The following is an 11,995-nucleotide window of genomic DNA, read 5'->3' as shown; positions in this document are numbered from 1 at the left end:
GAGGCTCTTGAAATTCAAAGTCGCCACCTAGAAAGGGAACAGCGGGCTGAGGAAGAAACGGTCGAACCAGCCTGGCTGACTCGCATCGGCAAACGAACCGGTGCCCGAGTAGGTGATGCGCGCATCGGCGACACGGGTCGACGACACGGTGTTGTCGGTGGCGATGTCATCGGCACGCACGAGACCGGCGATGCGCACCAGCTCGTCGCCGGTGTTGAGGGTCATCCACTTCTCGCCGCGCACGGCGATGATGCCATTGGGAAGCACATCGGCCACGGTCACGGTGATCGAGCCGGTCAGGGTGTTGCCCTGCGCCGCCTTGCTGTCGCCCTTGGTCGCACGGTCGCCGCTGTAGCCGACGTCGAGGCTCAGGTCATTGCCACCCAACGGGTTGTTGGTGGTGCCACTGCCGCCGAACAGCGAAGTCAGGCCGATGCCGGTCTTGCTGTTCTTGGCCACTTGCGAGTTGGCGTTTTTGCTGGCCTGAGTCTTCTCGTTCAGGGTGATGGTGATGATGTCACCGACCCGGAATGCCTTGCGGTCGCTGTACAGGTTCTGCTCGAAGCCGGCCTGATAGATCGAGCCGTTGTTGGCCGCAGACGGCAATGGCGTGCGTGGCAACACCGGAGCGTAATAAGGGTCATTGGGCTTGGGCGTCGGTGCGACGCAGCCCGCGAGCGAGACGACCCCACCCAATGCCAGAACAGATACGAAGCGTTTCATGACCCTACCTCACGGTGTTGCTGGCGACCTCATGGCCGCCCCATAGACTTGATTACAGATTCTGCGTTACGAACGAGAGCATCTGGTCGGCGGTGGAAATCACCTTGGAGTTCATCTCGTAAGCGCGCTGAGTGGTGATCATGTTGACCATCTCTTCAACGGTGCTGACGTTGGAACCTTCCAGGGTGTTCTGCAGCGTGGTACCGAAACCGTTCAGGCCCGGGGTGCCGATTTGCGGCGCGCCGGAAGCAGCGGTTTCCAGGAACAGGTTGTTGCCCACTGCCTGCAGACCGGCCGGGTTGATGAAGTCGGCGGTTTGCAGGTTGCCGATCACCTGAGCGGCCGGGTTGCCTGGCACTGTGATCGACACGGTGCCGTCGGTGCCGACAGTGAAGCTCTGCGCGTTGTTCGGGATGACGATGGCCGGTTCCAGGGCGAAACCGCTGGCGTTGACGATCTGACCGTTGGAGTCGAGGTGGAAAGTACCGTCACGGGTGTAGGACGTGGTGCCGTCCGGCTGCAGGATCTGGAAGAAACCGCGACCGTCGATGGCCATGTCCAGCGGCTGCTCGGTGGTTTGCAGGCTGCCGGCGGTGAAGTTTTTCTGGGTGCCGACGATGCGCACACCGGTACCCAGTTGCAGACCCGACGGCAGTTCGCTGTCCTGGGTCGACTGGGCGCCTGGCTGACGCTTGATCTGATACAGCAGGTCCTGGAACTCGGCACGGTCACGTTTGAAACCCGTGGTCGAGACGTTCGCCAGGTTGTTGGAAATGGTGGTCAGGTTGGTGTCCTGGGCGGACAGACCGGTTTTGGCAACCCATAGAGCCGGAAGCATTCGATTCTCCTCGTGCGCCTGTTTTACGGCGCGACGTTCTGATAATTAGCTGATCTGCAAGACCCGAGCCATGGCCTGGTCGTCGTCTTTGGCGGTGTTCATCATCTTGACGTGCAACTCGAACTGCTTGGCCAGGGCCAGCACCGAGGTCATTTCTTCCACGGCATTGACGTTGCTCGACTCAAGGAAACCCGACACCAGTTTGACGTTGGCATCGGCCGGCGCCGGCTGGCCGTCCTTGGTGTAGATCGAGCCGTCGAGGCCTTTGTTGAGGTTCTTGATGTCCGGGTTGACCAGTTTGATCCGGTCGACTTCCGCCATGACGCGCGGGCCTTCGCCCATCGCACGAATACTGATGGTGCCGTCTTCACCAACTTCGACCTGCTGCTCCGGCGGCACGGCGATCGGACCGCCGTTGCCGAGTACCGGCATGCCGTTGCCGGCGCGCAATACGCCGAGGGCGTCGATGTTCAGGCTGCCGGTGCGCACGTAGCTTTCGCCACCGTTAGGGTTCTGCACGGCAATAAAACCGTTGCCGGTCACGGCGACGTCGAGGTCACGCCCGGTCTGCACCAGCGAACCGGCGGTGAAGTCGGTGGCGGGCCGTTCGCTCATGGCAAACGCACGCGCCGGAAAGCTGTCACCGAACACCGGCATCGAACGCGCCTGCTCCAGGTCGCGCTGAAAACCATTGGTGGAGATGTTCGCCAGGTTGTTGGCATGGGCCTTTTGCGCCAGTGCGTTCTGACTGGCGCCGGTCATTGCCACATAAAGGTACTTGTCCACACTCTTTCCTCTGCATGCCGGACGTTTGCCGCCCACCGCTGTACTGCTGAGCCATAAGCAATTTGCAGACCAACTTTTTTCTGGCGGCTTGCGGCCCGGTAAACAAAGGACTTGCGGGGTTTTGCGGGGAAATTGGAAATGTATCGAAGTCGAAAAACCGGCGGTGTTATGCCGCTGGGCGGCAATCCCGATTGTTGCAGATGGAAAAAGAACCTGTGGTGAGGGGATTTATCCCCGACGGGCTGCGCAGCAGCCCAATCCATCCATTGATGGTGTATCGGATGGACCGCATTTGCCGGGTTTGGGGCTGCTTCGCCACCCTTCGGGGATAAATCCCCTCACCACAAAAGCTCTTTTCACCACAGTGTTGCTGTTAACTCTCGGGACCCTTACCAACTTCGTATTGGCGGAGCTTATTAGCGATGGTGGTATGCGAAACCCCCAACCGCTTACCCAGTTGCCGACTGCTCGGGTGTTCGGAGTACAGCCGCTCCAGTACGGCTTTCTCAAAACGCCCGACGATCTCGTCCAGCCCACCCTCCAGCGAGAAATCGCCAAGCGGCTGACGCACGCCGTAATCCGGCAGGCGGATGTGTTCGACCTTCACCGTGCCGCCCTCGCACAGTGAAACCGCCTGGAACAGCACGTTCTCCAGCTGCCGCACGTTGCCCGGCCAGTGGTAATGACTGAGGCGATCCATCGCTGCCGGCGCCAGTTTCGGCAGCGAACAACCGATCTGGCGGCTGGCCTGATCGAGGAAGTGTTCCACCAGCGGAGTCAAGCCGTCGAGGCATTCGCGCAGTGGCGGGATGTGCAGCGACAACACGTTCAAGCGGTGATACAGATCCTGACGAAACTCGCCGCGCGCGCACAGCTCGGACAAGTCAACCTGAGTCGCGCAGATCACCCGCACGTCCAGATACACCTCTTCGTCGCTGCCGACCCGGCGGAAGCAGCCGTCCTGCAGAAAGCGCAGCAACTTCACTTGCAAGCGCGGGCTCATTTCACCGACGCCATCGAGGAACAGCGTGCCGCCCGCCGTCAGCTCCAGCAGACCGAGTTTGCCTTCAGCACGCGCCCCTTCGAACGCGCCGGGGCCGTAGCCAAACAGTTCGGTCTCGGCCATCGACTCTGGCAGCCCTGCACAGTTGAGCGCCATCAGCGGCGACTGCCCACGCGGACTGGCGAGGTGACAGGCACGGGCCAGCAACTCTTTACCGGTGCCGGTTTCGCCTTCGATCAATAGCGGCGCATCCAGCGGCGCCATGCGCCGCGCTTCACGCACGACAGCGGCCATCACTTTCGAACTCTGGAAGATACTGTCGAAGCCACGCAATTCCTGTTTGCGCACGTTATAGATGCGCTCACCGACGCGGTCGGCGCGGTGCAAGGTCAGCACCGCACCGGCCATGGCTTCACTGTCGTCGTGCTCCGATTGCAGCGGCGCGATGTCGGCGAGAAAGATGTCGCCCTTGACCTTGACGCGCATGCCGTTGATTCGCGACTTGTTGGCGCGCACCAGCTCCGGCAGGTCGAAATCCTCGGCGTAACGCGACAGCGGAATCCCCGGCACCTCGTCCACCCGCACCCCGAGCAATTGGGCGGCGGCGCGGTTAGCAGCGACGATTGAGCCACCCATGTCGATCGACAGCACCGGAAACTCCAGCGCACCGAGCAACGCGTTCAGCTCCATGTGCCGACGCTCGCTGGGCATCAACCCGACGCGCTTGACGCCAAACACCCCGGCAATCGCCTCGAACTTCGGTCGCAGCGCCTGGAACTGGATGTTGATCAGGTTCGGGCAGTGCAGGTAGATCGCATTGCCGTGCTCGCCGCCGACCTCGCCGCGTGCAACGTTGATCCCGTACTCCACCAGCAGGTTGAGGATGTCGCGCAGGATGCCGATGCGGTTTTGGCAGTGGACTTTGATACGCATATGAATGACCCGACAAACCAGCAATAAGGTTGAACACAGACCTGTGGGAGCGAGCCTGCTCGCGAAGGCGGCTGCAAACTCAGCATAGATGTGTCAGACAGACCGCATTCGCGAGCAGGCTCGCTCCCACAGGTGTTAGCGCCAGACTTTTCTGTCGAGGCGCGCAGATAGTTGTCAAGATTATGTGACAGCCACAGCCCTTTTCAAACCTGCAAATCACCGCAAATGCGTGATATCAGTCAAAGCGTAACGATTTTTTTACGAAATGCAGTGATTGTTCCTACCAGGAACGCACTCAACCTGCTGCATCACGCCGCACTCTCGGGTAATTCTCAGTCCATCGCTGGACATAACAAGAACGAATTCCCCTAGCAGGAGAGCAGTATGAAGCAGACGCAATACGTGGCCCGAGAGCCCGATGCGCAAGGTTTTATCGACTACCCCGCCGAAGAACATGCGGTGTGGAACACGCTGATCACCCGCCAGCTGAAAGTGATCGAGGGTCGCGCGTGCCAGGAATACCTGGACGGTATCGAAAAACTCGGTCTGCCCCACGACCGCATTCCTCAGCTGGGCGAGATCAACAAGGTGCTCGGTGAGACCACCGGTTGGCAGGTTGCCCGCGTCCCGGCACTGATCCCCTTCCAGACCTTCTTCGAATTGCTCGCCAGCAAACAGTTTCCGGTGGCCACGTTCATTCGTACCCGCGAAGAACTGGACTACCTGCAAGAGCCGGACATTTTCCACGAGATTTTCGGCCACTGCCCGCTGCTGACCAACCCATGGTTCGCCGAATTCACCCACACCTACGGCAAGCTCGGCCTGCAGGCCACCAAGGAAGAGCGCGTGTATCTGGCGCGCCTGTACTGGATGACCATCGAGTTCGGCCTGGTCGACACCCCGCAAGGCAAACGCATCTACGGCGGCGGCATCCTGTCCTCGCCGAAGGAAACCGTTTACTCGCTGTCGGACGAACCCGAGCATCAGGCCTTCGATCCGCTGGAAGCCATGCGCACACCGTATCGCATCGATATCCTGCAGCCGCTGTACTTTGTCCTGCCGAACCTCAAGCGCCTGTTCGATGTCGCCCATGAAGACATCATGGCCATGGTTCGCCAAGGCATGCAGCTGGGGTTGCACGCACCGAAGTTTCCGCCAAAACCGAAAGCCGCGTGATCCGCGACTTTTGCTGAGAATTGAGTCTGTCAGTCGCCGTCACTTTGGTTTAGCGTGACGGCATTGACGGGCCGATAGCTTCTATAAAAAAAACACACTCGATTTCAGGAATCACACCATGTCCACTTTGAACCAAGCCCACTGCGAAGCCTGCCGTGCCGATGCGCCACAAGTCAGCGACGAAGAACTGCCGATCCTGATCAAGCAGATCCCGGACTGGAACATCGAAGTACGCGACAGCATCATGCAGTTGGAGAAAGTTTTCCTGTTCAAGAACTTCAAGCATGCTCTGGCGTTCACCAACGCCGTCGGCGAGATCTCCGAGGCCGAAGGTCACCACCCGGGTCTGCTGACCGAGTGGGGCAAAGTCACCGTGACCTGGTGGAGCCACTCGATCAAAGGCCTGCACCGCAACGACTTCATCATGGCCGCGCGCACTGACGAAGTGGGCAAGACCGCAGAAGGACGCAAGTAATGCACTTTGACGCCATCGGCCGGGTACCCGGCGACCCGATCCTCGGTTTGATGGAGGCCTATGCGCAGGACACTAACCCGCGCAAGTTCGACCTCGGCGTTGGCGTCTACAAGGATGCCCAAGGCCTGACGCCGATCCCCGAAGCGGTGAAAATCGCCGAGGCGCGACTGGTCGAAAGCCAGGACACCAAGACCTACATCGGTGGTCACGGCAATCCGCTGTTCGGCAAAGTCATCAATGAACTGGTGCTTGGCGCCGACTCGAAGCTGATCGCCGAACAGCGCGCCGGCGCCACCCAGACTCCGGGCGGCACCGGTGCCCTGCGTCTGGCGGCCGACTTCATCGCCCAGTGCCTGCCGGGCAAGGGCGTGTGGCTGAGCAACCCGACCTGGCCGATCCACGAAACGATTTTCTCCGCCGCCGGGGTCAAGGTCAGTCACTACCCGTACGTGGGCAGCGACAACCGCCTCGACGTCGATGCGATGCTCGCCGTGCTTAACGAAGTGCCGCACGGCGACGTGGTGCTGCTGCATGCCTGCTGCCACAACCCGACCGGTTTCGACCTGAACCATGACGACTGGCAGCGTGTGCTCGACGTGGTGCGCCGCCGTGACCTGCTGCCGCTGATCGACTTTGCCTACCAGGGCTTTGGCGACGGACTGGAACAGGACGCGTGGTCGACCCGACTGTTCGCCGCCGAGGTGCCTGAGCTGCTGATCACCAGCTCCTGCTCAAAGAACTTCGGCCTGTACCGCGACCGTACCGGCGCGCTGATTGTCTGCGCGAAAACCGCCGACAAGCTGATCGACATCCGCAGCCAACTGGCCAACATCGCCCGCAACCTGTGGTCGACGCCACCGGATCACGGCGCGGCCGTGGTGGCGACCATCCTCGCCGACCCGGAGCTGAAAGCGCGCTGGGCCGATGAAGTGGAAGCCATGCGTTTGCGCATCGCCCAATTGCGCAGCGGTCTGGTCGAAGCACTGGAACCACACGGTTTGCGCGAGCGCTTTGCGCACATTGGCGTGCAACGCGGAATGTTCTCCTACACCGGGCTGTCGCCGGAGCAGGTCAAACAACTGCGTGAGCAGCACAGCGTGTACATGGTCAGCTCGGGCCGGGCCAATGTCGCCGGGATCGACGCCAGGCGCCTGGCACTGCTGGCCGAGGCCATCGCCAACGCCTGCAAATAACCCCGCAATCCCCGGTAGGAGTGAGCCCTGTGGTGAGGGGATTTATCCCCGATGGGCAGCGAAGCGGCCCCAACAATGCAATCGCGAAATGTCTGACATGGCGCGTGCAATTGTTTTACGACTGCTTCGCAGCCGATCGGGGATAAATCCCCTCGCCACAGGTTCATTCACACCCACACTTGGAATACGCCCTCCCCCTGCGGCCATCTGTCGCATTATTTTCAATTAAAAGTCTGATTGTCATTTTTCCTGCTGTATCCTGCGCAGGCTTTCAAGAAGCGCGGATCTACCAGATCTATCAACAGACTTAGCGAGGAGCGCAACCATGCACGAGATTCCTAATCTCCCCTTCCCAAGCCTGCACGAAACTGAGCAGACGACCACGCAACAAGCCGGCGCCCAGCAGCCCGAGCCGAAAGAAGCCGTTGAGAGCCGCCAGGCCGACAGCGAAGAGTAAAACCCGCCGTACAGACCGTGTGGAAAGCGCTAAGATGCGCTTTCCACACTGCCTGAAACCGAGCCCGCCATGACCGACGAATTCTCTGAAAGCCAAGCTGCCGTCCTGATCGGCGCGACCGAGAAAATGATCGAGATCTGGAACCGTCTCTCCCCGGAAAAACAGGCCGCCCTGCTCGCCCGTTTCGGCAGCGAAGAAAACGCCCTCGCTGCACTGGTCACTACACAACTGGTCGCCCCGGCCAAACCCTGAAGCCACCCTCCCGGCAAATAGTTTTACTTTTCCCCGCCCCTGACTCGTCCGCGCCGGTATCATAAGCAGCCTATCTAATCCTGCTTTGCCGTGGATCGTTTCTCATGTCGTCCTCTATGCCACAACCCCAGCGCCCCCTGGCGGTCACGCTGCAAGTCGTGTCCATCGTCCTCTTCACCTTCATCGGCTACCTGAACATCGGCATTCCGCTCGCCGTGCTGCCGGGTTACGTCCACAGCGATCTTGGCTTTGGCGCGGTGATCGCCGGGCTGGTGATCAGCGTGCAATACCTCGCCACCCTGCTCAGCCGTCCGTACGCCGGCAAGATCATCGACAACCAGGGCAGTAAACGCGCAGTGATGATCGGGCTGGCCGGTTGCGGCTTGAGCGGCGTGTTCATGCTGATTTCGGCGTGGACACCGAACCTGCCGATGCTCAGCCTGATCAGCCTGTTGATCGGCCGTCTGGTGCTGGGCAGCGCGGAAAGTCTGGTGGGCTCCGGCTCGATTGGCTGGGGCATCGGCCGCGTTGGCGCGGCGAACACCGCCAAAGTCATCTCTTGGAACGGCATCGCCAGTTACGGCGCGCTCGCGGTCGGCGCGCCGTTCGGGGTCTGGCTGGTCGGCCAGCTGGGATTGTGGAGCATGGGCGTCAGCATCATTCTGCTGGCAGCGCTGGGCCTGCTGCTGGCGTGGCCGAAAACCGCGGCGCCGATTGTCGCCGGCGAGCGCTTGCCGTTCATGCATGTGCTCGGTCGCGTGTTCCCCCACGGCTGCGGCCTGGCGCTAGGCTCGATTGGTTTCGGCACCATCGCCACCTTCATCACCCTGTACTACGCCACCCGGCACTGGGACAACGCAGTGCTGTGCCTGAGCCTGTTCGGCGCCAGCTTCATCGGCGCGCGACTGCTGTTCGGCAACCTGATCAACCGCCTCGGCGGCTTCCGCGTAGCGATCGCCTGCCTGTCGGTGGAAACCCTCGGCCTATTACTGCTGTGGCTGGCGCCGGATGCGCATTGGGCGCTGGCCGGGGCGGCGTTGAGCGGTTTCGGCTTCTCGCTGGTATTCCCGGCGCTGGGCGTGGAGGCGGTGAATCTGGTGCCGGCCTCCAGCCGTGGCGCAGCGGTCGGCGCGTACTCGCTGTTCATCGACTTGTCGCTGGGGATCACCGGACCATTGGCGGGGGCAATTGCAGCGGGTTTCGGCTTTGCTTCGATCTTTCTGTTTGCCGCCATTGCCTCACTGAGCGGCCTGATCCTGAGTGTGTATTTGTACCGCATTAAACCAAAACACCACTTTCATTGATCGCCCAATATTGGCCATTCATTGGTTCCGAATGGCCAATAAACAACTGCGGTTTTTATAAGCTAACCATGCAAACGGAAAATGGCGAAGCTACCGTTCTCTCTATTTTTACTGGATACAAACACAATTTTTCGATCTTCCTGGACCGCGAGATCGTGAATAATCTGGTCTTTTGAAAATACAACCTTTCCAAAATTACCAAACCCCTCGTCCCAACCCATGTCTTGTTCAAGACTGGCAATAAATGCTTGGCTATCCGACCCTCCACGCAAATAAGCATAGCCCGCTACCACAACGGTTGATTTCAAATTATAGAGTGCTGCTTTCGTCATATAGATATCGCTGAAATTATCACTGATAAATCTTCCCCATCCTTGTTTGCCAAAAAGGTCATCTTCCTCACCATTCGACCCACGACGTTGAAGCTGGAGAAACAGATACTGCGGAACTCCATTATCCGAAGTACCTATAATATAAAACTGAGAACGATCGTCGCGTTTCAGAATGAAGTTTTTAACCGAAGGTGCTCCATCATAATATCCTCCGACCCCAAAACTGGCGTCAAGATCACCACGGGCATCATACCGGCCAACAAACCAACTTTTATCACGCAGGCCCTCTGAAGCGGCGACAATATAACCATCGTCTTGGCGAAACATATCCTGTCCTATGACTAAAACAGACGGACCTCGAAAAACCAATCGGTACCCACCATTACCGAACGCTCCGTCCAAACTACCGTTATTTTTTAACTTGACCAGGATCGCACTATCGAAAAGTCCTCTTTCATCAAGCGTGGTCAGAAGCAAAACGCCGCCATCGTCCAATAATTCCATAGTTCCGTGGTAGTCGCGCCCCTTATCCGCCAGAGGTTGCTTCACCTTTGGAACATCTGAACTTGCAGGAAAAACCTCTTTCGCATCCAGACTCCACAACATGACTCCTTTGCTACCAAACCCTTCATCAAGTCCCCCATTCAAATCGAATCGAGCCAGACCGGTAGCACGATTAAAGCCGTCTTTACGAGCGAAAAACCCCAACACATACTTGCCATGAACACTATCAAACTTCACGCTATAGGGCTGCGGCAAATCCCACCCAGGAAAAAACTCCGAGAGTTTGAAAAAAACACTACCCGCTTTTCCGAAACTCTCGTCGATACCTCCTTCCTCATCAAGCATGCACAGGTAAATCTCTTGCCGCTCCTCGTCAGTTGCGGCGCAAAGAATCCTGTTCGGTTCTGAGAGAAGAGTGACGACCCGAGATTGAAGTCTCTGATGTTCTTTTCCATATAAAACGACCTCACCGCGCGCACCAAAATCAGTATCAGGAGTACCACGCACAACATCTAAGTTACTCATTTGCTTTTGCTCAATCAATAAAAAGAGAGCTCAGTAAACGTGTAACAGCAATCCGGCACACCTGTCAGATATGACAGTCAGGTAGACCAATTAGCAATAAGAGAGTCGTTCGATATCCGGAAATTGATTTAAATTGAGTGGCGCGTAATGGATACATTGCTCGCGCCTGATGAAATGCAACAATTTCAAGACGCCAATTCTTAAAAATCCACCTTGCCGCGCCCGGCCTTGATACTGCCGCGCTTGGTCTTGGATTCGAGCCGGCGCTTCTTCGAGCCGAGGGTTGGTTTGGTCGGGCGGCGTTTCTTTTCAACCTTGGTGGCGCTGAGGATCAACTCGGTCAGACGCTCCAGCGCATCGGTCCGGTTGGCTTCCTGCGTGCGGTACTGCTGAGCCTTGATGATCAGCACGCCATCGCTGGTGATGCGACTGTCACGCAGCGCCAGCAGCCGTTCCTTGTAGAACTCGGGCAAGGACGAGGCCGGAATGTCGAAGCGCAGGTGCACGGCGCTGGAGACCTTGTTGACGTTCTGCCCACCGGCGCCTTGCGCGCGGATGTACGTCAGTTCGATCTCGGCATCCGGCAAATGCACGTTGTTGGAAATCACCAGCATGGAAAAAAGTCCGAATTCAGAGCGTGCAGGATACCGCGATTAACCACCTAGCAGGTCTCCTGCGGCCATGCGCAACTTCTTGCATCAATCGTTTCGCGTTATGATCCCCAGCGAAAATTTACCAGTTCAATGCAGGAAGCATAAGCATGAGCAATAAAGCAGTTATCGTATTTAGTGGCGGACAGGACTCGACGACCTGTTTGATCCATGCACTGAGCCACTATGACGAAATTCATTGCATCACGTTTGACTATGGTCAGCGTCATCGCGCGGAAATCGAAGTCGCGCAGCAACTGGCCAAACAGCTCGGCGTGACCGTGCATAAAGTGATGGATGTATCTTTGCTGAATGAGCTGGCCATCAGCAGCCTGACTCGCGACAACATCCCGGTTCCGACGGTTAATAGTTCTGGCGAAAGTCTGCCAAGCACCTTTGTGCCGGGAAGAAACATCCTGTTTTTGACCCTCGCCTCTATTTACGCCTATCAGGTACAAGCCAGAACGGTCATCACCGGGGTTTGCGAAACGGACTTCTCGGGCTATCCGGATTGCCGGGACGAGTTCGTCAAGGCACTCAACAAAGCCCTTGAGCTGGGCATGGATTACCCATTGAAACTTGATACTCCGCTGATGTGGCTGAACAAGGCGGAAACCTGGGCATTGGCCGATCATTACCATCAGCTTGATTTGGTTCGCCACCAGACACTGACCTGCTACAACGGCATAACCGGTAGCGGATGTGCAAATTGCGACGCTTGCAATCTTCGCGCAAAAGGACTCAATGAGTTTCTGGAAAACAAGGATGAGGTGATGAACAGCTTGAAAACGAAGCTGAATCTGCAATAAAGCACCCAACATACAAAAATGCGCTCACTTGAAAA

13 protein-coding genes are annotated in these 11,995 nt (G+C 58.1%); 7 read left to right on the top strand and 6 right to left on the bottom strand.

Translation table 11 applies throughout. The features are described 5' to 3' along the window. Window positions 1–27: 27 nt before the first annotated feature. The 4 genes from flgH to AC3WMV_RS22490 all read right to left on the bottom strand — a co-directional run bounded on the left by flgH (window position 28) and on the right by AC3WMV_RS22490 (window position 4,283). Window positions 28–723, bottom strand: coding sequence for a flagellar basal body L-ring protein FlgH (gene flgH / locus AC3WMV_RS22505; RefSeq protein WP_027613958.1), 696 nt, complete (start codon window positions 721–723; stop codon window positions 28–30). A gap of 52 nt (window positions 724–775) precedes the next feature. Beyond that, on the bottom strand, window positions 776–1,561 hold the full coding sequence (gene flgG / locus AC3WMV_RS22500; protein WP_003222804.1) for a flagellar basal-body rod protein FlgG: 786 nt from the start codon (window positions 1,559–1,561) through the stop codon (window positions 776–778). A 45-nt stretch (window positions 1,562–1,606) separates the two neighbouring features. Then, window positions 1,607–2,347, bottom strand: a complete 741-nt coding sequence (locus AC3WMV_RS22495) for a flagellar basal body rod protein FlgF (protein WP_007965507.1) — start codon at window positions 2,345–2,347, stop codon at window positions 1,607–1,609. Between the two features lie 373 nt (window positions 2,348–2,720). Next, window positions 2,721–4,283, bottom strand: a complete 1,563-nt coding sequence (locus tag AC3WMV_RS22490) for a sigma-54-dependent transcriptional regulator (protein ID WP_103368131.1) — start codon at window positions 4,281–4,283, stop codon at window positions 2,721–2,723. 384 nt (window positions 4,284–4,667) lie between these two features. On the opposite strand from AC3WMV_RS22490, the gene phhA reads away from it, so the two are divergent. The 6 genes from phhA (at window position 4,668) to AC3WMV_RS22460 (ending at window position 9,140) form a co-directional block, all read left to right on the top strand. Beyond that, window positions 4,668–5,459, top strand: a complete 792-nt coding sequence (gene phhA / locus AC3WMV_RS22485; protein WP_007965510.1) for a phenylalanine 4-monooxygenase — start codon at window positions 4,668–4,670, stop codon at window positions 5,457–5,459. A 118-nt stretch (window positions 5,460–5,577) separates the two neighbouring features. Next, window positions 5,578–5,934 carry a 4a-hydroxytetrahydrobiopterin dehydratase gene (locus AC3WMV_RS22480; protein ID WP_103368132.1) on the top strand — a complete coding sequence of 119 codons (357 nt, stop codon included), beginning with the start codon at window positions 5,578–5,580 and terminating at the stop codon, window positions 5,932–5,934. Continuing rightward, window positions 5,934–7,127, top strand: a complete 1,194-nt coding sequence (locus AC3WMV_RS22475) for an amino acid aminotransferase (protein WP_103368133.1) — start codon at window positions 5,934–5,936, stop codon at window positions 7,125–7,127. The genes AC3WMV_RS22480 and AC3WMV_RS22475 overlap by 1 nt, the downstream gene beginning before the upstream one ends. Window positions 7,128–7,452: 325 nt before the next feature. Beyond that, complete coding sequence (locus AC3WMV_RS22470; RefSeq protein ID WP_256584956.1) at window positions 7,453–7,584, top strand: hypothetical protein; 132 nt, start codon at window positions 7,453–7,455, stop codon at window positions 7,582–7,584. A 69-nt stretch (window positions 7,585–7,653) separates the two neighbouring features. Continuing rightward, complete coding sequence (locus AC3WMV_RS22465; protein ID WP_003222790.1) at window positions 7,654–7,836, top strand: hypothetical protein; 183 nt, start codon at window positions 7,654–7,656, stop codon at window positions 7,834–7,836. A 104-nt stretch (window positions 7,837–7,940) separates the two neighbouring features. Beyond that, entirely contained in the window at window positions 7,941–9,140 is a 1,200-nt protein-coding gene (locus AC3WMV_RS22460; protein ID WP_103368134.1) for an MFS transporter, read from the top strand. Window positions 9,141–9,202: 62 nt separating this feature from the next. On the opposite strand, the gene AC3WMV_RS22455 is transcribed toward AC3WMV_RS22460, so the two are convergent. Together AC3WMV_RS22455 and arfB are read right to left on the bottom strand one after the other, a co-directional pair. Next, window positions 9,203–10,501, bottom strand: coding sequence for a hypothetical protein (locus tag AC3WMV_RS22455; RefSeq protein WP_103368135.1), 1,299 nt, complete (start codon window positions 10,499–10,501; stop codon window positions 9,203–9,205). Window positions 10,502–10,701: 200 nt separating this feature from the next. Then, the gene (gene arfB, locus AC3WMV_RS22450; protein ID WP_103368136.1) at window positions 10,702–11,115 is read right to left on the bottom strand and encodes an alternative ribosome rescue aminoacyl-tRNA hydrolase ArfB; all 414 of its coding nucleotides are present in this window, start codon (window positions 11,113–11,115) and stop codon (window positions 10,702–10,704) included. Between the two features lie 146 nt (window positions 11,116–11,261). Between arfB and queC the strand changes: the two genes are divergently transcribed. Next, complete coding sequence (gene queC, locus AC3WMV_RS22445) at window positions 11,262–11,960, top strand: 7-cyano-7-deazaguanine synthase QueC (RefSeq protein ID WP_098967794.1); 699 nt, start codon at window positions 11,262–11,264, stop codon at window positions 11,958–11,960. The last annotated feature ends 35 nt before the right edge of the window (window positions 11,961–11,995 follow it).

The sequence above is a fragment of the Pseudomonas sp. FW305-3-2-15-E-TSA4 genome (genome assembly GCF_058787295.1).
This window is presented reverse-complemented; position numbering and strand designations above follow the sequence as displayed.